24 protein-coding genes are annotated in these 24357 nt (G+C 70.8%); 18 read left to right on the top strand and 6 right to left on the bottom strand.

Going from position 1 to position 24357, the window contains the following annotated elements:
* The 7 genes from secD to ON36_RS16300 all read left to right on the top strand — a co-directional run.
* Window positions 1–1205, top strand: a 1205-nt coding sequence (gene secD, locus ON36_RS16330; protein ID WP_043653765.1) for a protein translocase subunit SecD, incomplete at its 5' end; no start/stop codon positions are given.
* A 5-nt stretch (window positions 1206–1210) separates the two neighbouring features.
* Complete coding sequence (gene secF, locus ON36_RS16325) at window positions 1211–2320, top strand: protein translocase subunit SecF (protein ID WP_043653762.1); 1110 nt, start codon at window positions 1211–1213, stop codon at window positions 2318–2320.
* Window positions 2321–2343: 23 nt separating this feature from the next.
* Window positions 2344–4059 (top strand): ABC transporter substrate-binding protein, encoded by a 1716-nt coding sequence (locus ON36_RS16320; RefSeq protein ID WP_043653760.1) that lies wholly within the window; start codon window positions 2344–2346, stop codon window positions 4057–4059.
* 36 nt (window positions 4060–4095) lie between these two features.
* Window positions 4096–4668, top strand: coding sequence for an adenine phosphoribosyltransferase (locus tag ON36_RS16315; protein ID WP_043653757.1), 573 nt, complete (start codon window positions 4096–4098; stop codon window positions 4666–4668).
* A gap of 134 nt (window positions 4669–4802) precedes the next feature.
* A complete protein-coding gene (locus ON36_RS16310; protein ID WP_043653754.1) occupies window positions 4803–5747 on the top strand; it encodes a hypothetical protein in 945 nt (314 codons plus the stop codon).
* Window positions 5748–5764: 17 nt separating this feature from the next.
* Window positions 5765–7012: an adenylosuccinate synthetase gene (locus ON36_RS16305; protein ID WP_043653751.1), complete on the top strand. Its 1248-nt coding sequence runs from the start codon at window positions 5765–5767 to the stop codon at window positions 7010–7012.
* Window positions 7013–7104: 92 nt separating this feature from the next.
* Window positions 7105–7722, top strand: coding sequence for an NUDIX hydrolase (locus ON36_RS16300; RefSeq protein WP_043653748.1), 618 nt, complete (start codon window positions 7105–7107; stop codon window positions 7720–7722).
* A 6-nt stretch (window positions 7723–7728) separates the two neighbouring features.
* Here the strand turns inward: ON36_RS16300 and ON36_RS34765 are convergent, their stop codons facing one another.
* The 6 genes from ON36_RS34765 to ON36_RS16270 form a co-directional block, all read right to left on the bottom strand.
* Window positions 7729–8262: a hypothetical protein gene (locus ON36_RS34765; protein WP_169334706.1), complete on the bottom strand. Its 534-nt coding sequence runs from the start codon at window positions 8260–8262 to the stop codon at window positions 7729–7731.
* A 370-nt stretch (window positions 8263–8632) separates the two neighbouring features.
* Complete coding sequence (locus ON36_RS16290) at window positions 8633–9163, bottom strand: hypothetical protein (RefSeq protein ID WP_043653734.1); 531 nt, start codon at window positions 9161–9163, stop codon at window positions 8633–8635.
* Complete coding sequence (locus tag ON36_RS32780) at window positions 9160–10359, bottom strand: DUF6973 domain-containing protein (protein WP_373281804.1); 1200 nt, start codon at window positions 10357–10359, stop codon at window positions 9160–9162. The genes ON36_RS16290 and ON36_RS32780 overlap by 4 nt, the downstream gene beginning before the upstream one ends.
* 5 nt (window positions 10360–10364) lie before the next feature.
* Window positions 10365–10661 carry a hypothetical protein gene (locus tag ON36_RS16280; RefSeq protein ID WP_043653732.1) on the bottom strand — a complete coding sequence of 99 codons (297 nt, stop codon included), beginning with the start codon at window positions 10659–10661 and terminating at the stop codon, window positions 10365–10367.
* On the bottom strand, window positions 10658–11203 hold the full coding sequence (locus tag ON36_RS16275) for a YbaB/EbfC family nucleoid-associated protein (RefSeq protein WP_043653729.1): 546 nt from the start codon (window positions 11201–11203) through the stop codon (window positions 10658–10660). The genes ON36_RS16280 and ON36_RS16275 overlap by 4 nt, the downstream gene beginning before the upstream one ends.
* Before the next feature lie 177 nt (window positions 11204–11380).
* Window positions 11381–12106, bottom strand: a complete 726-nt coding sequence (locus ON36_RS16270; protein WP_245558104.1) for a metallophosphoesterase family protein — start codon at window positions 12104–12106, stop codon at window positions 11381–11383.
* Window positions 12107–12265: 159 nt separating this feature from the next.
* Between ON36_RS16270 and ON36_RS16265 the strand changes: the two genes are divergently transcribed.
* The 11 genes from ON36_RS16265 to ON36_RS16215 all read left to right on the top strand — a co-directional run.
* Window positions 12266–13339, top strand: a complete 1074-nt coding sequence (locus ON36_RS16265; protein WP_245558103.1) for an alkaline phosphatase family protein — start codon at window positions 12266–12268, stop codon at window positions 13337–13339.
* Between the two features lie 188 nt (window positions 13340–13527).
* Window positions 13528–15915 carry a RelA/SpoT family protein gene (locus ON36_RS16260; protein ID WP_043653727.1) on the top strand — a complete coding sequence of 796 codons (2388 nt, stop codon included), beginning with the start codon at window positions 13528–13530 and terminating at the stop codon, window positions 15913–15915.
* A gap of 331 nt (window positions 15916–16246) precedes the next feature.
* Window positions 16247–17716 (top strand): cutinase family protein, encoded by a 1470-nt coding sequence (locus ON36_RS16255; RefSeq protein WP_245558102.1) that lies wholly within the window; start codon window positions 16247–16249, stop codon window positions 17714–17716.
* A gap of 65 nt (window positions 17717–17781) precedes the next feature.
* Complete coding sequence (locus ON36_RS32775; protein WP_052314044.1) at window positions 17782–19554, top strand: DUF8176 domain-containing protein; 1773 nt, start codon at window positions 17782–17784, stop codon at window positions 19552–19554.
* Window positions 19555–19567: 13 nt separating this feature from the next.
* Complete coding sequence (locus ON36_RS16245) at window positions 19568–20440, top strand: MinD/ParA family ATP-binding protein (protein WP_043653721.1); 873 nt, start codon at window positions 19568–19570, stop codon at window positions 20438–20440.
* 8 nt (window positions 20441–20448) lie between these two features.
* Complete coding sequence (locus ON36_RS16240; protein ID WP_245558101.1) at window positions 20449–21084, top strand: hypothetical protein; 636 nt, start codon at window positions 20449–20451, stop codon at window positions 21082–21084.
* Window positions 21085–21178: 94 nt separating this feature from the next.
* A complete protein-coding gene (locus ON36_RS16235; RefSeq protein ID WP_022566424.1) occupies window positions 21179–21475 on the top strand; it encodes a hypothetical protein in 297 nt (98 codons plus the stop codon).
* 4 nt (window positions 21476–21479) lie between these two features.
* Window positions 21480–21725 (top strand): hypothetical protein, encoded by a 246-nt coding sequence (locus tag ON36_RS16230; protein ID WP_043653716.1) that lies wholly within the window; start codon window positions 21480–21482, stop codon window positions 21723–21725.
* A gap of 26 nt (window positions 21726–21751) precedes the next feature.
* The gene (locus ON36_RS16225; protein ID WP_052314047.1) at window positions 21752–22363 is read left to right on the top strand and encodes a DUF8175 domain-containg protein; all 612 of its coding nucleotides are present in this window, start codon (window positions 21752–21754) and stop codon (window positions 22361–22363) included.
* Window positions 22360–23169, top strand: a complete 810-nt coding sequence (locus ON36_RS16220; protein ID WP_043653710.1) for a DUF8175 domain-containg protein — start codon at window positions 22360–22362, stop codon at window positions 23167–23169. The genes ON36_RS16225 and ON36_RS16220 overlap by 4 nt, the downstream gene beginning before the upstream one ends.
* Window positions 23170–23228: 59 nt before the next feature.
* A partial coding sequence (locus ON36_RS16215) for a hypothetical protein (protein ID WP_043653707.1) occupies window positions 23229–24357 on the top strand: 1129 nt, incomplete at its 3' end.

Raw genomic sequence — 24357 nt, 5'->3', positions numbered from 1 at the left:
CGACCACCGCCCAGCAGCGGGTCTTCCCCGCGCAGGTCCCCCCGACCACCCCGGCGGCGCCCGACGCGGGCACCCCGCAGGCGGAGGCGAAGAAGGAGATCGACGCGGCCCGCGCGGTGCGCCAGAACCCGGAGCTGGCCACCAACCAGCAGCTGCAGCAGCTGGCGATGGCCTCGCTCGACTGCTCCAAGAACGACCCGCTGGCCGGCAACGACCTGCCCGAGCAGCCGCTGGTCGCGTGCAGCACCGACGGCACCGAGGTCTACGTGCTCGGCCCGTCGCGCATCGACGGCCAGGAGATCAAGGACGCCAAGGCCGAGCTCAACTCCCAGCAGGCCCGCCACGAGGTCAACCTCGAGTTCAAGGGCACCGGCTCCGACGCCTGGGCCGACCTGACCAAGGAATACCTCTACAAGCGCGTCGCGTTCGTGCTCGACTCCAAGGTCGTCAGCGCCCCGACGGTCCAGCAGGGCCCGCAGCTGGGCGGGCGCACCTCGATCTCGGGCAGCTTCACCGCCGATTCGGCCAAGGAGCTGGCCAACACCCTGAAGTACGGCTCGCTGCCGCTGTCGTTCCAGGTCTCCGAGGCCGAGACCGTGTCGGCCACCCTCGGCCTGTCCTCGCTGAAGGCCGGCCTGCTCGCCGGCGCGGTCGGCCTGGTCGTGGTGCTGCTGTACTGCCTTGCCTACTACCGCCTGCTCGGCCTGATCACCGGATTGTCGCTGGTGGCCTCCGGTTTCGCGGTCTACGGCATCATGGTGCTGCTCGGTCGCTGGATCGGGTTCACCCTCGACCTGGCGGGCATCGCCGGTCTGATCATCGGTATCGGCATGACCGCGGACTCGTTCGTCGTGTTCTTCGAACGCATCAAGGACGAGATGCGCGAGGGCCGCAGCTTCCGCTCGGCGGCCCCGCGCGGCTGGCAGCGCGCCCGCAAGACCATCCTGTCCGGCAACGCGGTCAGCTTCCTGGCCGCCGCGGTGCTCTACGTGCTGGCCGCGGGCCAGGTCAAGGGCTTCGCGTTCACCCTCGGCCTGACCACCGTCCTCGACGTCGTCGTCGTCGTCCTGGTGACCTCGCCGCTGGTGCTGCTGGTCTCGCGGACGCACTTCTGGGCCAAGCCGTCGGTGAACGGCCTCGGCGCCGTCGCCGAGATCGGCCGTGAGCGCAAAGCGGCCGAGGCCGTGTCGGCCGGAAAGGCGTGAGGGACATGTCCAAGAACGGTTTCTTCAACCGGCTCTACACCGGTACCGGCGCCATCGACGTGGTCGGCAAGCGCCGCATGTGGTACGTGATCACCGCGGTCATCGTGCTGATCTCGCTGGCCTCGATCCTGATCCGCGGCTTCAACTTCGGCATCGACTTCGAGGGCGGCTCGCGCATCCAGTTCCCGGCGGGCACCGCCACGACCGAGCAGGCCGAGCAGGTCTACTCCCAGGCCCTCGGCATGGACCCGGTGTCGGTGCAGACGGTGGGCAACGGCGCCAACGCCACCATGCTGATCCGCTCCGAGGCGCTGGACCAGGCGCAGGTCGAGAAGGTCAACGCCGCGCTGTTCGCGAAGTTCCAGCCGGTCGGCAAGGACGGACAGCCCAGCCTCGCCGCCATCTCCACCTCCGACGTCAGCGAGACCTGGGGTGAGCAGATCACCGACAAGGCGCTCATCGCGCTCGCGGTGTTCCTGGTGCTGGTGACGGTCTACATCGCCATCCGCTACGAGTTCCACATGGCGCTGGCGGCGCTGGCCGCGCTGGCCTTCGACCTCCTCGTCACCGCCGGCGCCTATTCGCTCGTCGGCTTCGAGGTCACCCCGGCCACCGTGATCGGCATGCTCACCATCCTCGGCTTCTCGCTCTACGACTCGGTGGTCGTGTTCGACAAGGTCGAGGAGAACACCCGCGGCGTGCTGCACACGACCCGCCGCACCTATGCCGAGCAGGCCAACCTCGCGGTGAACCAGACACTGATGCGGTCGATCAACACCGCGATCATCGGCATGCTGCCCATCATCGGCCTGATGGTCGTCGCGGTGTGGATGCTCGGCGTCGGCACCCTGAAGGACCTGGCGCTGGTGCAGCTGGTCGGCCTGCTGGTCGGCAGCTACTCCTCGATCTTCTTCGCCACGCCGCTGCTGGTCTCGATCAAGGAACGCTGGGGCCCGGTGGCCGCGCACACCAAGAAGGTACTCGCCCGGCGCGCCACCCGCGGCCACGAGCGGGTACCGGTGGGCGCGGGCGCCGCACCGGCCGCGCGGCCGCAGGCGGGGGCGCCGCGGCCCGGCGCGCGTCCGAGCGGAAAGCGGCACAAGGGCAGGAACTGACGACGGGGAACGGGGAACCAACCATGCGACGAAGCACGATTCGGCTCCTCGGCCTGGCCGGCGCCGCGGCGCTGGCCGCCGGACTGGTGACCGGCTGTTCGGACACCAGTCAGGTACCGTCCATCGGCTACGCGGTCGACGCGGTGGTCGCCTCCTTCAACGGGGGCTCCACCCTGGGCGCGAGCAGCGGTACCGGCGCGGTGTTCCCGCGGGTCTCGACCGGGTTCTTCTACACCGGTCCCGACGGGCAGCCCATCGCGGACACCGATGTCGGCACCGCCAAGGAGGTGCCCGGCGAGACCCAGACCGTGCAGTACCGGCTCAACCCGGACGGGGTGTACTCCGACGGGGTCAAGACGTCCTGTGACGATCTGGTGCTGGCCTGGGCCGCCCGCTCGGGCCGGTTCACCCGGCCCGGCGACCGCGCGCGCACCCCGCTGTTCGACGCCGCGAGCACGGCCGGGTACGCCGACATCGAGCGGGTCGACTGCCAGCCCGGTTCCAAGGACGCCACCGTGGTGTTCCGGCCCGACCGGCACTACCAGCCCTGGCGGACCCTGTTCGCCGCGACCGAGCTGATGCCCGCCCACGTGGTGGCGCAGGCGGCGGGCGTGCCGAACCTGGTGTCGGTGCTGCAGACCGGCGACGACATCGCCGCCATCGGCCGCGTCGCCGACTTCTGGAACACCGGCTGGAACCTCACCCCCGGTCAGCTCGACCTGACCCGGCTGCCCTCCTCGGGCCCGTACCGGATCGAGTCGTTCACCGTCAACGGCGGCCTGGTGCTGGTGGCCAACGAGAAGTGGTGGGGCCTGCCGCCCGGCACGAGCCGGATCGTGGTGTGGCCCAAGGGCACCGACTTCGCCGCCAAGGCCCGCGAGAACGCCCTCGGCGTGGTCGACCTCGGCGCCGGCTCGGTGAAGGACCTGAAGCTCGACGGCTTCGACGAGCAGACCCTGGCGGGCCGGGGTTCCGAGCAGCTGGTGCTGGCCACGGCGGGGGTGTTCGGCAAGCGCGAGGTGCGCCGGGCGTTCGCCCAGTGCGTGCCCCGGCAGTCGCTGTTCGACACGCTGGGCAAGGTGCCCGACGCCCCGAAGGAGGGTCTCGGGTCGGGCCCGCTGGATTCGCGTCTGGTCCAGCAGGATTCGCTGTACTACCCGTCGGTGGCGGGAACGGCGGCCGCCTACCGCACCCCCGACGCCGCCGCGGCCGCGGCGGCGCTGAAGGGGGCGGGGGAGCCCGCGCCCACCGTGCGCATCGGCTACCGCGCGCCGGACGAGCGCCGCGCCCGCACCGTGGCCACCATCGCCGACGCGTGCCGCGCGGCGGGCATCACCGTGGTCGACGCGGGCGCACCGGATTTCGCGCCGACCCGGCTCACCGAGGGCGCCGTCGACGCCGTCCTCGCCGGGACCGGCTCGGCGCCGGGCCCGTCGGGTTCGGTACCCGGCGTGGCCGCCGCGGCGTCGTTGCGGATCGGTAGCGGACTCGATTTCGGCCGATTCGCCAACGGCCGATACGATGCCATCACCGATCAGCTCGCGGCCGAGGACAACTCCGCCACGATGCTGAATCTGACGACAGAGGCCGAGAATCTGCTCTGGTCGGAACTGCCGAGCATCCCGCTGTTCGCTGGTCCACGGACCATCGCGTTCGGCCACGGCATGCGCAACGCGATCGCCGGTCCCACCCAGGCGGGTACGGGCTGGAACATGGATCGCTGGGTCTGGCAGCGGTAAGGGGTGTGTCGAGACGTGAGTGAGAAAGAGGTGCCGATGAGCAAGCACGCGGTGATCGAGTCCGAGGACGTAGTGACCGAACGGGCGGCGCGCGCCGCGGCGGCGGTCGAACGGCTCACCCGCTGGCACGACGACTTCCCCACCCCCGGCGTGCGTTTCGCCGATCTCACCCCGGTCTTCGCCGACGCGGAGGGCTTCCGCGCCGTGGTGGACTGCCTGGCCGCGGCGGCGCCGCAGGCCGACCTGGTCGCCGGTGTCGACGCGCGTGGCTTCCTGCTCGGCGCCGGCGTCGCCGCGACCTTGGGCACCGGGGTGCTCGCGATCCGCAAGGGTGGCAAGCTGCCGCCGCCGGTGGTGTCGCGGGAGTACTCGCTCGAATACGGTTCGGCCGCACTGGAGATCCCCGCCGACGGGGTCGACCTGGCGGGCAAGCGCATCCTGCTGCTCGACGACGTGCTGGCCACGGGCGGCACGCTGGCGGCGGCGGCGCAGCTGTTCACCGAGGTCGGCGCGGAGGTCGTGGCGGCCGCCGTGGTGCTCGAGCTCGGCTTCCTGAAGGGTCGCGAGCATCAGGGGGACTACCCGCTGACCTCGATCGTCACGCTCTGACTCCGGTTCCGCCCGCGTAGCCCGGTCCCCGCCTCGGGGGCCGGGCTTTCGCGTTCCCGGGTCGGGGCCCTTGACCGGATGAGTTTTGGTGTTTTAGACTAAAACGCATCGAACAACGAGAGGGCGTGAGCCACATGGGATACGGACACTGGGACGACTCGGCCTACATCGCGGCCCGCAGCTACCGGGCGAGCCGGGGGATCGACGACTTCGGCTACACCGCCGAGATGGCGGGCAAGCCCTACGACACCTGGGCGGCGCACCCGTCGCTCGACCCCTTCGGCGTCGGGCTGCGCGAATGCCGCGACTCCGCCGAACACGGCGCGTCGCTGCCGATCGTGGTGCTCTTCGACGTCACCGGCTCGATGGGCCGCGTGCCACGGATCATGCAGACCAAACTGGGCAAGCTGCACGGCCTGCTCACCAGCAAGGGCTACGCCACGGACCCCCAGATCCTGTTCGGCGCCATCGGCGACGCCGACACCGACCGGGTGCCGCTGCAGGTCGGGCAGTTCGAGTCCGACAACCGCATGGACGAGCAGCTGCGCAACATCCTCCTCGAGGGTGGCGGCGGCGGGCAGAAGTCGGAGAGCTACGAACTGGCCGCCTACTTCCTGGCCACCCACGTCGCCACCGACGCCTGGGAGAAGCGCGGCCGCAAGGGATACGTGTTCGTCATCGGCGACGAACTGAACAAGCCGCGACTCGCCGCCCGGCACATCCGCTCGGTCATCGGCGACCACCAGCGCCGCGACATCGCCGTCGACTCGGTGTACGACATGCTGGCCCAGCGCTGGCACGTCCACTACATCCTGCCGAATCAGAGCTCCTACTACCGCGATCCGGAGATCGCCGAGCACTGGCGCGGGCTGCTCGGGCAGAACTTCCTGAAGCTGGACGACCCGGCCGCGGTGTGCGAGCTCATCGCCCTGACCATCGGCCTGGGCGAGGACGCCGTCGACCTGGACACGGGCCTGGCCGACCTGCGCGACGTCGGGTCGGGCAGCGAGGCCGCGGCCGTGCGCAAGGCGTTCGGCGACGGCGAACCGCCGATCCGCGCGCTGCCCGCGGGCCGCTGAACGAGGAAGGAGCCCCGATGTTCGGACAGCGGCACATCATCGTCGTCGACCTCGGCTTCGGCGACGCGGGCAAGGGCGCCACCGTCGACTGGCTGTGCGCGCGCCTCGGTGACGTGGCGGCGGTGGTGCGCTTCAACGGTGGCGCGCAGGCCGCGCACAACGTCGTCGCCGAGGGGCGCCACCACACCTTCGCCCAGTTCGGCGCGGGCACCCTCGCCGGGGTGCCGACGCTGCTGTCGCGGCACATGCTCGTCGAGCCGATCGCCCTGGCCGCCGAGGCGCAACGGCTCGCGGCCCTGGGCGTCGGGTCGCCGCTGGCTCTGCTCGCGATCGACGAGCGCGCCCTGCTCACCACCCCGATCCACATCGCCGCCAACCGTGCCCGCGAGGACGCGAGGGGTTCCTCGCGGCACGGTTCGTGCGGGCGGGGGATCGGCGAGACCGCCGCCTACGCCCTCGACCACGACGCGCCCCGCGTCGGCGACTGCCTGCGCCCGGCCGTGCTGCGGCGCAAGCTCGACGCCCTGGCCGCCCACTACGCGCCCCTGATCGACGGCAGCGGGCACACCGTCGAGCCGATCGACGCGCTGGTGGCGATGTACGGGGAGTTCGCCCGGTCCGTGCGCCTGACCGGGGGCGGCGAGCTCGGCCGCCTCGCCGCCCGCGGCAGGCTGATCTTCGAAGGGGCCCAAGGGGTTCTGCTCGACGAATGGCGCGGGTTCCACCCCCACACGACCTGGTCCACCGTCGAACCACGCAATGCCCGCGCCCTGCTCGCCGAGATCGGCGCCCCCGGATACGTCCTCGGCGTCACCCGCGCCTACGCGACCCGGCACGGCGCGGGCCCGTTCCCGACCGAGGCGGACACCGGAATCCCCGAGCCGCACAACGGCGCCGGCCACTATCAGGGTGCGTTCCGCAGTGGCCACCTCGATCCGATCCTGCTCCGCTACGCGATCGAGGTCTGCGGCGGTGTCGACGGTCTGGCCGTCAACCACCTCGACACCGGCACCGGCCGCGCCGCGACGGCCTACGACACCGCCGCGGGCCGCATCGACCGCCTCGTGCCCGGTGCGTGGCAGGACCTCGACCACCAGCGGCGGCTGACCGAGCTGCTCGCCACCGCGCGCCCGGTCCTGCGCGACATCCCCGCGGACCCGATCGCCTGGCTGGAGAGCGAGCTGGGCGCGCCGGTCGTCCTCGCCGCCCACGGCCCGGACCGCGCCGATCGGGTCCGGGTCGGGGCGCGCGCCGCGGCGCGTTGAGAACCACCGGAACCGCCTCCGGCGCACCACCGTTCGGCCCCGAACCGACGCGGCTGTGGTCGCGGTGGGCCGCTCGAGGCAGGATCTTCGGAGTGGAGCAATCGGTGGTGTCGATCGACGTGGTGACCCTGCGGTGCTGGGGCGACGACGAGCGGGTGTCGTTGGGGGTGGCGGCGCGGGAATTCGAGCCGTACACGGGGCAGCTGGCGCTGCCGGGGGTGCTTCTCGGGCGCGGGGAGCGCCTGGCCGACGCCGCCCGGCGCGCCGTGCGCACCAAGCTGGGCGTGCCCGACGACGCCGTCGGCGCGGTCGGTCAGCTGGTGACCTTCGACGAGCCGAACCGCGATCCGCGTGGCCCGACCCTGTCCATCGCCATGTGGGCCGTGGCCGCCCCCCACGAGGGCCCCGCCGAGTGGGTCGGCTTCGACGAGGTCCCGCCGCTGGCCTTCGACCACAACGCCATCGTCGCCACCAGCCGCGCCCTGCTGGCCGGCCTGCTCTGGAAGGACCTCACCTTCACCCGCGCCCTCACCGGCGACGAATTCCCCGCCACCCGCGCCGTCGACCTGAGCACCTCCCTCCACGGCACCCGCCCCGACCCGGCCAACCTCAACCGCACCCTCGCCGCCGTCCCCGGCCTGACCCGCACCGGCGAACGCCGCCGCGTGAAGGCCACCGGCCGCCCCGCGGTGGTCTGGGCGTTCGAATAGGGAACGCTATTCGGCCCACATCTCTCCGTGCGCGTAGTGCAGTTCGGTGTCCGGGGTGATCGAGGGCCGACTGATCGTGAGATCCGGGTTGGCAGCCGTCCAGATGACCGCCTGAACCGGGACTCCCGCATCGAAGAACAAGGTGTAGCGGTAGCTGGGCCGGTCGCTGTCGTTGTACTTGGGTGGGAATCCCTTGATACACGAACTTTCGAGGTGGGTTCCCACGTCCTTGTTGATGTCAGCGACCGTGGTCAGAGGACCAACGGAGGTCGCCTGGGTCCAGGTGCCGGTCCAGCCCGCGCGGGTGGTCATCTCACCCATGGTCACCGACTCCGTCTTCGCGGCGACGGCCTTGGCGAACTCGTCGACGAGTCTCGCCGACGAGCCGAGTGGTTCCGCCGAGCCACCAGATCCGTCTCGTGCTTTCAAGTCGAATACCGGTATGGAGCACCGGGGCTCGGCTGCGGGATGGTCGATCGAACCGCACCCCGGGACGGCAGCGACCGCCACGCTGAAGGCCAGCAGCCGAGCTACCTTCATCTTTCCCCCTTGGACGTCCGGATGACCGGTCAAGGTTGAGCCTTCATTTGGCCCGGTGCTGTGCTCTTGCGGAATCGATCGGCGGTCCGGTTGGCCGAATCCGGCAGCGCGATCGTGCGGTCCCCATAGATCGGGATTTAACCTGGACCCAGCTTCCCTCGCGAGATGCGAGGGCTCCTATACAGATCGCTCGGCCCAGTTCGCTATCGTGGCGCCGAATATTGCCGGGTGTAGGCCACCGGCAGGCCCGTGGTGGTGTGGGCGTTCGATGCGATCCGTGCGGCGTGTCGGTCAGCATCGCGCAGGCGCGCCTCTGGTGCACCCGTTAAGCGGCAGCCGTCAGCAGGGTCGGCCCAACACGTTAAACAAGCTACTTCGGCTCCATCCTGCCTGCGGTGAACTGCAGTTCAGTGTCCGGTGCCACATAGGGGCGGCCGATCACGAGCGCTGGCATGGCGGCAGTCCAGAGAACTGCCTGAATCGGTACTCCGGCGTCGAAGAACAAGGTGTAGCTGTAGCCTGCCCTGTCGCTGTCAGAGCTACTACTCGGGAACCCTGTGATGCACGATTCTTCGAGATGTGTTCCCAAGTTCTGGTTTAGCTTCTCGACTGTCGTTCTCGGTCCGACATACGTGGCATGCGTCCAACTGCCCGTCCACCCCGCCCTGGCGGTCATTTCCGCCATCGTCACCGACTCTGTCCTCTGAGCGACGGCCTTGGTGAATTCGTCAATGAGCTTCGCCGATGAGCCGAGCGGTTCGGCCGAGCCGCCTGACCCGTCGCGTGCCTTCAGGTCGAATACTGCGATGGAGCAGGGAGGCGCAGCGGGCTGGTGTACAGAACTGCAGCCCGGGGCGGTCAGAAGCGTCAGAAGGATGGCGGGGATTTGCATTTTCGTCATCGGGTCCCCTTGGGCATCGGAACGCCGGATCCGGGTTGAGTCACAGTACGTCCCGCCGTTTCGCTGTTACTGAACCCGATCTGGGCGCCCGTGGGGGAGTCCACCAGGACGAGTGCGCGGTTATCATTGATAGCGGACTGAACCTTCGCCCTCAGCTCTTCAGGTGTGGCATCGAGGTTCTCTTGGCCGATCGTTCGGCCGAGTTCGTTGTTGTAGAGGTCCATTGCTTCGCGTGCAGCAGGATTGCCGCCGAGCTTCTCGTGCCCAGTGGTGAATGTCTGTGTCCAGTCGGCTCCGAACTCCTGTGTCATTCTCGCATTCCAGTATGTATGCCGGAATGCATCGCCGTGGCCATCGGCCAAAGCAAGTGGCAATTTGTCTTCCGGAAGGAAGGAGTATGCCTGCTCCGCAGCGATCTGTGCTTCTTCCTGTATGTCATAGAAGGTCTGCAACTTCTGTGCGCCGCCGGGCTGCATGAACAACGCTGTCAGGGCAGCGGCTTCTTGGGTGGACATCGACTTCGGCTCGACGCCCGGAACTACCGCTCGAATCGCTTCGAGCAGCACCCCACTCGGGAAGATGACCGTCTCGCCGCTGCCGTCGACCTGGTACTTGGTCATGATCTCGACCAGTCGGGGGTCGGTCGGCATCGATATCAGGGCCGTCCGGACCGTATCCGGCAGGTTTTCCAACAGGGTGCCGATTGCTGCTTGGGTGCGCTCGTCGGCTTCCATCACCCGAGACATGGCTACTCGTAGGAGGTCCTGATAGTAGAAGGACTGAACTGTTTTTTCCACGAATCCCGCCGGATCGGCGAGATACTCCCAGTTCGCTTTTCGTGAAGCCACTGTTCCATCGCCGGTATAGAAGAGCTCGTGTTCGGACGCGGCTATATCGGCGACGGTCTGCTCGAGGGATTTCTTGGCCTCTTCGAACAGTGTCGTCACGCCCTCGACATTCGTCGCCAGGGAATTCAGGATGTCCACCGTGATGAGGCACTCCTTTCGATCGATCGCGAACTGGGTGCGGAGGGCGTCACCTGACGTTCCCTCGAAGTACGGGTAGGACTCCCGCACCGATGCGGCGGCAGCCTCGATGCTCTGCTCGATCTGTTCGGCGGAGCCCCGTACGGTGGAAACCAGCTGGTGCGCCGGGGCCATGTTCCACGCGAGGACCTGGTCGACGGTGATCTGCATCTCGCTCACGGGAGATCCAACTTCTGTAGGTCGGTCGCGAAGTCGAGGTCCTGGGTCTCGAAGTCCTGTGCGGCCTTGTCGATGGCCGTCGCAGTCGACTGGATTCGACCGACGTGATACTTGACCACTCGGTCGAGATTTCCAAGCACTTCTTCGGCCCGCGTGTAGGACTTCGATTCGAATGCGGCCCCGCGGGTGGCGGCACGTTCGGCCTGGGCGATCGGGGACTTCACGTCGATGATTCCTGCTCGCCAGCGCAGGCCGTCGGCGAGTTCGCGCAACTTGGCCGGAATGATGTTCATCGGGGTCCGCCCTGGCCGGTTCGGTGGATGCGTGACCGCATTTCGCGGTAGATCCGTTCGCCTTCGGTCAGGGCGGCCTCACGTGCTCTCGCATAGCTCTCGAGAATCGAGTCCGCGAGCCGATCGCCCCCGCGGTCGCCCGCATGGTCGGCGAGCCATGCCGACGCGATCTGTCCGGTGGTCGTTACCTCGAGAAACACGGCGCTGTCGCCGGAGTACGCGCCACCCGAAGCCCGGTCGGTCGCGTCGTTGATTCGTGCGATCTCGGCGGCGAGGGCTTCGACATCTTCGCGGTCCGGCTGATGTGGTGGTGCCGACGCGACGGGCCGCTGATGGAGGTCCGCGTGCACGTGCTCCTCGACCTGCCTGAGCGCGCTCGCTACCGCGCGGCTGTGGCATGCGAGAAGAGTCTCGATGAGCCGATCTGGGCCGTCGTCCATCGCGAAATCGGCGATGTGCAACGACGTGATTCGGCCGGTGACGTCGGCTTCGATGGTGACGCAGCCATCTTGTGACCGGTTGCTACCGTGGATCTCGAGCACGCGATCGCGCCAAAGTGTGCGTGTATCCATAACTCCCCCATCAGATCCAGCACGTGCGGCATGACACGTTAGCGCATGCGTCCGGATACGCCCGGATTGTCCGCATACGCCGAGAGTGTATGGAGCAGTCAACCGTGCGTGTGGGCGGGCAAGTGCTACAGGCGCACGTATCCGCCGTCAGATCTCGTATATCGCGTAGCTGCGGCGCAGGACCGGGTGGGCCACGTTGCGGACCTCGACGCCGCCCGCGGTGCGGGCGGTCTCGGTACCGCCGTGGGCGTGTCCGTGTACGGCGAGGGTGACGCCGCCCGCGTCGATGGCCTCGGCCAGCGCGTGACAGCCGAGGCCGGGGTAGATCTTCACCGGCTCGCCCGCGAGGGTGCCGACGACGGGGGAGAAGTGGGTCAGGGCGACGCGGGTGTCGCAGTCGAGGGTGCCGAGCACGGCGGCGAGGCGGGCGGCGTCGACCGGGCCGCGCAACATACGTTCGCGGTGGCCGGGTGAGGCCGAGTCGGGGTCGCCGGGGTGGCCGGGGAAACCGCCGCTGCCGCCCATCACCCCCGCGATGCCGATGCGGCGGCCCGCCAGCTCCAGCACGACCGAATCCCCGTCCAGCACGGTGACGCCCAGCCCGGACAGCGCGGCGGCGATGCGGTAGCCCAAGGCCCGGTCGTGATCGTGATTGCCCAGCACCGCGACGGCCGGGACCGGCAGGTCCGCGAGCTCGGCGCACAGCAATTCGGCCTGGGCGAGGGTGCCGCCCTCGGTGAGATCACCGGCGAGCAGCAACAGATCGGCGTGCTCGCCGAGGCGGAGCAGATCGGGCCGGAAGCGGCCCGCCACCTCCGGGCGCATGTGCAGATCGGCGACGGCGGCGACCCGCACCGCGACAGAGTTCCCCACGTTCCCCACCCGCCGATCCAGCCACAGTGCCGGCCGCCTGTCAACGGTCGGCGGCGCGTTGTTCAACCGGGCGACGGCCCGGTGCGCACCTCGTGAAGGATCGGTGAAATGCGGTGCGGGGCACTTCCGGTCGCGGCCGGCGCGTCCCATCGTGAACCCATGCGCGCCCCGTCGTACCCGGTGCACCGTCCCGCCCGTCCGCGCGGGACCGGCCAGGGGCGGGACGGGTTGCCGTCGCCGGCGCGGGTCCTGCTCGCGATGGTCACCGCGCTGGTGTCGCTGCCGATGGTGTTCTCCGGCGCCGCCTCGCACGCGGACCATCCCGACCCGCACGCCCCCGCCGCCGGGGACTGGCCCGTCGGGGCCCCGCCGCCCGCGCCCGCCGCCGGCGTGGACAAGGTCGTCGTCATCGGGATCGACGGCCTCATGATCGACAGCGCCGACCGCGCGCACGCGCCGCGCCTGCGGGCCCTGGCCGCGCAGGGGCTGCTCGCGCGGGGCACGCTGGCCGGGCACGTCACGATGTCGGGCCCGTCGTGGGCGACGGCGCTGACGGGCGTCTGGGACAGCAGGCACGGCGTCCTCGGCAACGAGTTCGACCAGCGGCCGTTCGACCGGTACCCGAGCGTGTTCACCCGCGTCGAGGCCGCCGATCCCGCCCGCCGGACCGAGTCCGTGGCGACCTGGGACAAGATCGCCACCGTCACCACCGCGGGCGCCCATCGCGCCGACATCGCGCTGACCACCACGCCCGTCGCGGGCGACGCCGACGAATCGGCCACCGACCGCGCCACCGCCGAGGAGGCGGCCGCCGCGATCGCCGCCACGGGGCCCGACCTGCTGTTCGTCCACCTGGACCAGGTCGACCTGGCGGGGCACGGCCACGGGGGCGCGTCCCGGGCCTACCGGGCCGCGGTCACCCGCGCCGACGCGCTGACCGGCCGCATCGCCGCCGCCGTCGACGCCCGCGCCGCCGCCCACCCCGGCGAACGCTGGACGATCCTGGTGACCGCCGACCACGGGCACCGTCCCGCGGGCGGGCACGGCGGGCAGAGCCCCGCCGAGACCACGAACTTCGTCCTCGCGCGCGGACCCGACTTCGCGCCGGGCTCGACGGCGACCGGGCGCAGCATCGTCGACATCACCCCGACAGTCCTCGACCTGCTCGGGGTCCCCGCCCCCGACCTGGACGGACACTCCCTGCGCGGGCCGCGCGTCGCCGACAGCCGTTGATCACGCCCGTCCGTGGGTACCCCCGGGAAACCGGTCGGATGCCGCTTCGGCGTCGGCGGAGCAGCTGGTCGGTATCGTCGCCGTCCGGTCCGGCGACAGCGGGTCGGCGCGGGGACTAAAGTTGGTGGTCCGGGCGGTTGCAGCAGGAGGCCGAAGACGGCCGGACTGCGGCGTGGAGAGGTGGTGGCATGACTCGACAACTGGGCGAGGCAGAGGTCGGCAAGACGGCGACCGGGGCCCCGCAGCCCGACGCTGCCCAGCCCGCGACGCCCGCGACCGCCGCCGCCAACGCGGCCCGCCAGTCCGCCTCGGCGGCCGTGCCCACCTCGGCCTCGCGCCGGGTCCGTGCCCGCCTCGCCCGCCGCATGACCGGCCAGCGCGGCATCTCGGCGGTCAAGCCCGTGCTCGAGCCGCTGGCGACCGTCCACCGCGAGCTCTACCCCAAGGCCAACCTCGCCCTGCTCCAGCGGGCCTTCGACGTCGCCGACGAGCGGCACGCCAAGCAGTTCCGCAAGTCCGGCGACCCCTACATCACCCACCCTCTTGCGGTGGCCAACATCCTGGCCGAGCTCGGCATGGACACCACGACGCTGGTGGCCGCCCTGCTGCACGACACCGTCGAGGACACCGGCTACTCCCTCGAACAGCTCACCGCCGAGTTCGGCCAGGAGGTCGCCCACCTGGTCGACGGCGTGACCAAGCTGGACAAGGTCAACCTGGGTTCGGCGGCCGAGGCCGAGACCATCCGCAAGATGATCATCGCCATGGCCCGCGACCCGCGCGTGCTGGTCATCAAGGTCGCCGACCGGCTGCACAACATGCGCACCATGCGCTTCCTGCCGCCGGAGAAGCAGGCCAAGAAGGCCAAGGAGACCCTCGAGGTCATCGCCCCGCTGGCGCACCGCCTCGGCATGGCCACGGTGAAGTGGGAGCTCGAGGACCTCGCCTTCGCCATCCTGCACCCCAAGCGCTACGACGAGATCGTGCGCCTGGTCGCCGACCGCGCGCCCTCGCGCGACACCTACCTGCAGAAGGTGCGCGCCGAGATCATCAACACCCTCGCCGCCTCGCGGATCAACGCCGTGGTGGAAGGCCGCCCCAAGCACTACTGGTCGATCTACCAGAAGATGATCGTCAAGGGGAAGGACTTCGACGACATCCACGACCTGGTCGGCATGCGCATCCTGTGCGACGAGGTCCGGGACTGCTACGCCGCGGTCGGCGTGGTGCACTCGCTGTGGCAGCCGATGGCGGGACGGTTCAAGGACTACATCGCCCAGCCGCGCTACGGGGTCTACCAGTCGCTGCACACCACCGTCGTCGGACCGGACGGCAAGCCGCTCGAGGTGCAGATCCGCACCCACGACATGCACCGCACCGCCGAGTTCGGCATCGCGGCGCACTGGCGGTACAAGGAGACCAAGGGCAAGCACTCCGGTGACGCCGCCGAGGTCGACGACATGGCCTGGATGCGCCAGCTGCTCGACTGGCAGCGCGAGGCCGCGGACCCGGCCGAGTTCCTGGAGTCGCTGCGCTTCGACCTCAAGTCGCCCGAGATCTTCGTCTTCACCCCCAAGGGCGACGTCATCACGCTGCCGCAGAAGTCGACGCCGGTCGACTTCGCCTACGCCGTGCACACCGAGGTCGGGCACAAGTGCATCGGCGCCCGCGTCAACGGGCGCCTGGTCGCGCTGGAGCGTCAGCTGGAGAACGGCGAGGTCGTGGAGGTGTTCACCTCCAAGGCCCAGAACGCCGGACCCAGCCGGGACTGGCAGAACTTCGTCGTCTCGCCACGCGCGAAGGCCAAAATTCGCCAGTGGTTTGCCAAGGAGCGGCGCGAGGAAGCCCTCGAGAGCGGCAAGGAGCAGATCTCCAAGGAGGTCCGCCGCGTCGGCCTGCCGCTGCAGCGGCTGATGAGCGTGGACGCGATGACCGCGGTCGCGCACGAGCTGCACTACGCCGACATCTCGAGCCTCTACACGGCCGTCGGCGAGCACCAGGTGTCGGCGCATCACGTGGTCCAGCGGCTCATGGCCCAGCTCGGCGGCATCGGCGACGTGGAGAACGAGCTCGCCGAGCGGTCGACCCCGTCGACCACGCCCAGCCGTCAGCGGGTCACCGGGGACGCGGGCGTGCTCATCCCCGGCGCGCCGGGCACGGTCGCCAAGCTCGCCAAGTGCTGCACCCCGGTCCCCGGCGACGAGATCATGGGCTTCGTGACCCGCGGCGGCGCCGTGAGCGTCCACCGCACCGACTGCACCAACGCGGGCTCGCTGCAGGCGCAGGCCGAGCGGATCATCGAGGTGGAATGGGCGCCGTCGCCCTCGTCGGTGTTCCTGGTCGCCATCCAGATCGAGGCGCTGGACCGGACGCGTCTGCTCTCCGACGTCACCAAGGTGCTGGCCGACGAGAAGGTCAACATCCTGTCGGCCTCGGTGACCACCCACGGTGACCGGGTGGCGATCAGCAAATTCACCTTCGAGATGGGTGATCCCAAGCATCTGGGGCACCTGCTCAACGTCGTGCGCAACGTGGAGGGCGTCTACGACGTCTACCGCGTGACCAGCGCGGCGTAGTCGCTCGGACCGGCCCGGGCCCGCTTCCTCGTGGAGCGGGCCCGGGCCGTGATCGCTGAAGGGTTGCTCGCCGCGGCGGTCCGGGGCGAGGATCTCGACCCGCGCGCCGTCATAGCCGGAATCTGTTACGGTTTACTGCGTTTCAAAGCTCCACTGAGCATCGGAACGGACTGTGATGCGAATCGGTATGGCTGGGTACACGGCACGACTCACGGGGGCGGCTTTCGCGTTCACCGTTGCCGTCGCGTCCGCGCCGGCGGGTACCGCGCAGGCCGCACCGGGGACCGCGGACGCTCCGCTGTCCATCACGACCTGTCCGGCGCTGTACGCGTTGGGAATCCAGGGGACCGGCGAGTCCTCGCCCGACGCCGCGCCGACGACCGACACCGGCATGCTCTCGACGGTGTTCCGGCCGATGCTGGCCGCCGCGCCGGAGGCCGGCCTGATCGACCGCGCCTACGTGCCCTACGAGGCCTCCTTCGGCGGCGCCGTGGGACACAGCGTCACCCCGTACTCCGAATCCGTCTCCGGCGGGCTCACCCGGCTGCGGGCCATGGCCGCCCAGATCGGTGCCCGCTGCCCGGACACCCGCCTCGCGGTGGTGGGGTATTCGCAAGGCGCGCATGTCGCCTCGCTGTTCGCCCAGGAGGTCGGGGCGGGCGCCGGCGCCGTGCCCGCCGACCGGGTGGCCGCCGTGGCGCTGTTCTCCGACCCCACCCGCGCGCCGGGCGCGCCCCTGTATCCGGGGGCGCCGCAGCGTACCGCGCCCGACACCGCCCCGGGCACCGCGGGCACCGCGCTCGCGGCCCTCACCGCGCAGATCCCGAAGGCGCCTGCCGCCGTCGCCCCCGGTGGCGGCATCGGACCCGAACGCGATCTCGCGGCCGATTTCGGTTCCCTCACCGGGCGTGTCGCGAGCTTCTGCGTCACCGGCGACCTCGCCTGCGACGCGCCGTCGAACGCGCCCCTGCTGCGCGCGGTCGCCAACCTCGTCGGCCAGGTGCAGCTGTCCGGCGGTGACCCGATCGGCTCGCTGACCTCCATCGCCGAGGCCATGGCCTACACCTCCATCAAGACCGCGACCGCCGTGGCGACCGAGGACATCACCGGCGACACGCTGGCGAATCTGTCGGTGGCGCCGCGCACGTCGATCTCCCGGCGGCTGTCCGAGGCGTCCGACCCCCGCACGCCGCTCGACCTGAACAGCGCCTACGCCGCGCTGCTCCGGTTCGGGGTCATCGGGCTGAACGCGGTCAGCACCGCAGTGCGTACCGTGCTGACACCGGCGAGCCTGAACGAACTCGCCACGGCCACCCTGGCCGACCCGGCGTCGGGGCTCGCGCTGCTGTCGTCGACACTCGCGGGCGCGGTGGCCCACGCTGTTCCGCCGACGACGGGAGTGCGGCTGGTCAACGAGGCGTATGCCGCGGTGACCGGCACCGTCGCCGACAACAGGGAACTCCTGGACGTCACGACCTGGGTACGGTACTGGAACACCACCCAGCGCCACGGTGCCTACAACACCGCGGGGCGGGACGCCCCTACGCATTTCGTGGCCGCCTGGTTCGCCGCAGCCGCGCGGGACGCGGCCGCGGTGGCCGGCCCGGGGACCGCGCCGGTCGGCGGATCCGACGCGCCCGGAACGGGAATCTTCGCGCCGAATTCCGGCGCGTCGCCCACCTCGGCCCCACCCGGTACGGGACAATTTCCCTTCGGAGCAGGAGCCGCAGGTGCCTCCGCCGGCGCAGGCGTCCCGCCCGCCGCACCCGGACCCACCAGCCCAGCCCGCACGACCTCCTGAGAACCCGATCGCCGAGAGGCAAACTCGATGAGAAGCTCTGTGCCCGGATTTGTGGAGAGGGGGAAATGTTGAAGTCGTACAACGAACTGTCACGCTGGTACACGCCGCTCGAACCGAACTCCGGCGTGTCCCCCGCCCATCCGGACGCCGCCGAGCCTCCCGAGGAGCCTTCCGCGAGCGCCGCCGATCCCGCCGCGCCCGAACCGTTCGGCGACCCGGTTCCCGTCGACATCGCCTGGCCCTCCCCGCATCCGCCCGCCGACGAGCGCCCGCCGCTCGATCCCCCCGCCACGGCGCGCGGCGAGTCGCCCGGCGCCGCGCCCGCTCCGGCCCGGCCCGCGTCGCCCGTCGGACCCGATCCCTCGGCCGCCGAGCCGCCGCCGGGCCGGTCCCGGCCCGCGTCGCTCGTCGGACCCGCCGACCCCTCGGCCGCGAAGCCGCGCCTGGGACCGCCGTGGCCGGCGACGCCCGAACCCACCGATCCCTCGGCCGCGAAGCCGCTGCTCGGTCAGGCCCACCCCGGTCGCCTGGCGTCGCTGCCGCCGCTCGAGAGCGCGGCACCGGCCGATGCCGGCCCGCCGGTGTCCGCCGATGCCGACGGAATGTGTGCCGCCGAGCGATACGGCGGTGCCCGACACCCGTCGAGGGAACCCGCCCTGCCCGGGTTCGTCGGCTCCGCCGCGTCCGCGGGCCCGGACCGGCGCGCCACCGAGGCGCCTCCGGACGAGGCCACGCGTCCGTCGGGGGCCGCACCGCAACACTGCACCGAGGCCGAGATCGCGCGCGGCGCCGGAGCCCGTTCCGGGGACGCCGTGCGTCGGCCGGCCGACGCCGCCGCGCCCGAGTTCGGGGGTGTGGAGGAACTGGCCGGGGACACCGTGCGCCCGCCGGCCGCGGTCGCCGCGCCCCGATGCGCCGATCCGGACGGGATTCGCGGAGCCGCCGACGCTTCCGGGCACGCCGCGTCCCCGCTGGACGAGGCGTCCCTGCCGGACTTCGCCGACCCGGGCGAGATCCGTGCCGCCGGAGGCCGTCCCCCGACGAACGAGTCGGCCTCGCCGGACATCCCGGCCCACGGCGACGCCGACGCCGGGTCCGCCGAAGTCCTGCGTCCGCCCGCCGAACTGGCCGCGCGGCGGGCCGAGTTCCGCGGCGGGTGGGCGGACTGGATGGAGCGGCAGGAGGACGCCGAGCCCGCGCCGGTGGCCGAGGTGGTGCCGTTCCCGTGGCCCGCCGACGACCGATACGACGAACCCCGGCACCTGACACCGTCGCCGTCGCTGCGGGCGAGCAGCGCGGCCGGGCGCGGCCGGGCGCGGATCGTGCTCGCGGCGGCGGTGCTCGTGCTGGTCCTCGCCGCGACGGGCGTCTGCTTCCTGCTGTTCGGGCGGGGGGAGCGCGCGGCGAAACCGGCCGACAACACCACCCCGATGCAGATCGCGGCGGGCAATGTCGCGGCGGTGACGGTGGATCCGTGCCCGCCCGAACGCACGCCGACGCTGGTGCGCAGCGCCGAACCCGGCGGCACCGCCTCGGGTCCCGACGCCGTGCTCGCCTTCCAGCACGGCTACTACGTGGCCCGCTCGGGCGAGGCGGCCCGGGCGGTGGTCGCGCCCGATGCCGTGGTGTCCCCGGCCTCGGTCATCCAGCGCGGCATCGACTCGATCCCGCTGGGCACCACGCACTGCGTGCGCATCGCTACTCTCGGTCAGGGCCGGTTCGCGGTGGAGGTCACCGAGTTCCGGCCCGGCGGAGCCCCCGCCACCTACACCAAACAGCTGGTGAGTACGGCGGATTTCGGCGGCCGTGTCCTCATCACGGGCATCGCGGCAGGGTAAGGAGTCACGAGCGATGGACGACGACTGGAGCCGCTGGCTCGACGAGAACCCCGACCCCGACGGCGATGTCGACGACCTCGACCCGGGTTCGGTGGTGACCCTGCGCCGCATGCCCGAGGACGACGAACCCGCCGACCGCGTCGACGGCGGGGGGCTGCGCAGGCCCATCCTGGTGGTCGGCGGGTGCGGCGGCGCGGGCACCACCACCACGGTGCTCGGGCTCGCCGCCGAACTGGCCGCCGACGGCACGCCGACGGTCGCGGTCGACGCCACCGCCGCGGGCGGCGATCTGGCGCTGCGCGGCGCCGACGAACACCTGCACCCGATCAACCTGCAGTCGTGGGTGTACGGGCGCGGCGGCGACGAACCGGCGCCGCTGCACGAGTGCCTGTCGCGCTCGACCTCCGGATTCGGTCTGCTCTGGCGGGATTCGGCCCCGCTGCGCCGGCGCGCGACATATCTCACTGTCGCGCGCGCGTTGGACAACGAGGGCTATACGCCGGTATACGACGGTGGCCACCCGATTGCCGGGCGCCAGCTGCGCCCGCTGCTCGACGACGCCGAGATCGCGCTCGTGCTGACCATCCCCGCCCGCGTCGACGCCGCCAACCGCCTCCGGGTCACGCTGGAATGGCTCGACGACCACTACGGCGACGACGGCACCGGTGTGGTCGGCGACACGACCATCGTTGTCTCCCACCAGTATTCGCGCGACGACTCGCGCGTTGCCGAGCATTTGCGCGAGCACCTGGCCGGCTGGGTCCGCGACGTCGTCGAGATCCCCTACGACCCGCATCTGGCCCGCGGCGAACTGGTCCGCCACGCGGAGCTGGCCGCGCGGACACGCGCAGCGTATGGGAGCCTGCTCGCCGGGGTGGCATCATGACGGCCGCTATGAATCTTCGTCGTCGACAGGCCGCCGCCCCGCCGTCGGTCGGTGTGGTCGCGCCGCCGCCGGACTCGCGGTGCGCGCCGATCTGGGAGCGTCCCGTGCCCGGGATCGGCCGTGCCCCGCTGGTGTGGCTGCTCGGGGTGCACGGTGGCGCCGGCACCAGCACCCTGGCCCATGTGCTCGCCCCCGCCGCGGACTCGAATCGCCGCTGGCCGGGCGGTTTCGAACGCGAATCCCCCTACATCGTGCTGGTCGCCAGGGAGACCATCTCCGGGCTGACCCACGCCCACGACCTGCTGCGCCAGCACCACGCCGGGCTCACCGGCCCGGTGACCGTCCTCGGGCTGATCACCGTCGCGGCCCGGCCTGGCCGGGTGCCGCCGGAGATCCGGCGCTACCGCGAGGTGGTCGGTTCGCTGGCCGGTCAGGTGTGGCAGGTGCCGTGGATCGAGGAGTGGACCCTGGTCGAGGCGGAGAAGCTGCCGGTGTGGTCGCCGGGAGACGAACCGGCGCCGCGCAAGCGCCGGATCGATCCGCTCGACGAGGTGCCGTCCGAGATCGGCGAGCTCGGTGCCGCGCTCGTCGCCGCGGTGCGCGCGAGCCTGGCGCGGTCGGCGGCGCGGGAGCAGGCGACATGAACGGCGGGCGCGCGGCCCCGCGGTCGTGTACAAGTGATGGTCGGCGTCGAAATGGTTGTGGCACAACACCTTCGCAATTCGAGAAAGGCACCCGATGAGCATGATCCTCCTCGCCGTGCAGGACACGTACGGCACCGTCCTGGCCCAGGTGGGTAATCCGACCCCGGAGGCTCCTCCGGGCTCGGAGAAGATCCTGCAGCTGGTGCGTTACCTGACCTGGTTCGTGCTCCTGTCGGGGATCTGCGGCATCACCTACGCGGGCGGCAAGTTCGCGTGGGAGCGGTGGACCGGCGGCGGGCTCGAATCGCCGAAGATGGTGGCCGGCGCCATGATCGGCGGCGTGGTGGCCACCTCCGCGGGCACCATCATGAACGCGGTCATCGGTACCTAGTCCCGTGTTCGCCTACAAGCAGATTCCGGCCGACGTGCTCGCGCCGATGATGCAGCTGCTCAACTGGCTGCTGTGGTTCGTCCTGCTCGTGTGCCTGGCATGGATGATCCTCTCGGCGGGCAGATTGTGGATCGCGTTCCGCAGCGACCTGGCGGTCAACGACGCCTCCCACGGTGTGCTGATGAGTTTGATCGGAGCCGCGGTGGCCTCCACCGCGTCCGGAATCGCGCTGGCTTTTCTGCCCGCGTGAGGGTGTGGACGGATACGACCGGCGAGATGAATTCCACAGTGACACGGCCCGTCGCGGCCTTCGGCTTCGCGCTCCTCGCCGCGGCGGGCACCGCCTGCGGCGGCCAGAGCACGGGTCCGGACCTGACGGCGGCGCCCACCGGGGTGAAGTGGCGCGACTACCAGGGCATCGCGCTGCCCCATACCGACCAGGGGCCGACGGCGGTGACCGACGGCGTGGCGAGCGGGTTCGAGCACTCCCCGCGGGGTGCCGGGCTGGCCGCGCTGACCCACACCATCCGGCTGTCGGTGGCGCCCGACAACCAGTGGCCCGCGGTGCTGGCCCGCTCGGTGGTCGCCGGACCCGGCCGTGACGCGTGGGCGGTCAACCGGGTGCAGCTGTCGATCACCGGACCGGCGGCCGTCGAGTACGCCCCGACATTGTTGGGTTACAAAATAACCGGCTACACCGACGAGCAGACCCGGGTCGACGTGTTCACCGAATACGCCGACCGTTCGCGAGCGGTCAACCACACGACGGTCACCTGGGCCGACGGGGACTGGCGATTACAGCTACCCGATCCGGCATCACAGGCCAGGCCCGTCGACGAGGTCGACGAGCTGCCCCCCGACATCGTGGAACTGGAGGCGAGACAGTGAGCGAGAAGGAGCCCGGCACCGGGCGCGTCTCCTTCGGCGTCATCGCCTCCGGAGCGCTGCTCGCGCTGATCCTCGTGGTCGGCGCGGTCGTGTTCGTCACCAACGGGTCCGGCGAGCAGGCCGCGGCGCCCGCGCCGGTCGAGGCGCCCGGCGGCAGCGGTTTCGCCGACCCGGAGATCGACCTGTTCGGCCGCCGCGTCGACGTGCCGAACAATCCGGCGGGCCAGCCACTGGAACAGAAGCCGAGCCGCAACCGGTCGATGGGCGACAGCGACTGGCTGACGGCCGCGCCCGAGGGCACCACCGGCCCGCACGGCTGGCAGCGGGTCTACGGCGCCTCGGTGCCGTTCTCGTCCTCGGACGGGCCGACCCGCATCGACAACGGCCTGGCCGTGGGGTATTCGCACACCCCGCAGGGCGCGGCGCTGGCCGCCGCGCAGATCACCTACCGGCTCAACGCGCGCCCGGCCGACCGGGAGCTCTACGTCGCCCAGGTGCGGGTGACCCAGACCCAGCTCGCCGCCTACGACAAGGCCCTGGCGAGCGACAAACTGCCGAAACAGCAGCCGGAGAAGATCACTCGCTTCTTCGTGGCGCCCGACGCGTTCAAGATCGACGACTACGCCGACGACATGGCCATCGTGCGCCTTGCCTCGCGCGGGCCCGTGGTCGACGGCAAGCAGCTGTACGCGGCGATGCGCATGATCGTGGTGTGGGACGACGGCGACTGGCGGCTCAAGCCCGCCCAGTCGACCAACACCCAGACCGAGTACGTGGAATCTCTGGCGGGGTGGACGAAATGGTGACCATCGGTGTGACGCGCAGTCCGGAAACGATCCCTTCGGACCATCGAGGAGTGCCCACAATGCTGAGGCGGATCTTCACAATTGCCGCGGTGATCTTCACGATCATGCTGGCCACCCCCACGGCGGCCTACGGCCAGACCTACGGGTTCGACCAGGCGTGCAACGAACTCCACGACACCCTCGACAGCGTCGCGGTGCCGGGCGTGTCCCTCGGCGACGCCGCCTCGGCGGTGTGCAAGGCGGGCAACGCGGCCACCCACCCGGGTGACGCGGCGACCGCGGTCAAGGACAAGGCCTGGGACTCGACCTTCGGCAAGGTCGTCGACTCGCTGATGAAGGGCCTCGGCGAGGCGCTGATCATGGCGCTGACGTTCTGGATGAAGGTGCCCAACGAGGCGGTCAGCGACTCGGGCGCGTTGTTCACCAAGATCAACGACTACACCTATCAGATACAGATATTGCTGCTGATCGCCTCGGTGATCCTGTCCGGCGCCCGCCTGGCCGAGGCCAGACGCGGCGCGGCGGTGAGCGAGGCGGCCGAGTCCTTCCGGATGTTCGCGCGCGTGGTGTTCAGTTCCTGGATGCTCGGCGCGGTGATCGTCGCGGGCACCCGCGCCTCGGACAAGTTCTCCGAGTGGATCATCGCCGACGCGACCGGCGGCAACGCCAAGGACATGGCCGAGCTGATGGTCAAGACCAGCAAGCTGCAGGCGTTCTCGCCCGGCCTCGTCCTGATCATCGCGATCGTCGGCCTGCTCGGGGCGCTCGCCCAGATCGTGCTCGCGATCGTGCGGCAGGGTCTGCTCGTGGTCGCCGCGGGCGTGCTGCCGCTCGCCGCGGCCGCCTCCGGGACGGGCACCGGCAAGCAGTCCTATCAGAAGCTGGTCGGCTGGATCATCGCGTTCATGCTGTTCAAGCCGGTGGCCGCGATCGTCTACATGATCGCCTTCACCACCGCCGGGCACGTCGATTCGGTCACCCCGGCGGGCGGCCTGCCCGAAGGGGAGGAGGCCCAGCGCATGCTGGTCGCGCTGGTGCTGCTGTGCAGCGTCGCGTTCGTGCTGCCCGCGCTGATGCGCCTGGTCGCCCCGGCGGTGGCCACCGTCGGCACCGGCGGTTCGGGCCTGATGGTCGCGGGCGGCACCGCGGTCGGCGCCATGGCCCTCGGCGCGATCGGCTCCAAGGCCG

This window comes from Nocardia thailandica NBRC 100428 (assembly GCF_000308795.1).
GTDB lineage: Bacteria > Actinomycetota > Actinomycetes > Mycobacteriales > Mycobacteriaceae > Nocardia > Nocardia thailandica.
This window is presented reverse-complemented; position numbering and strand designations above follow the sequence as displayed.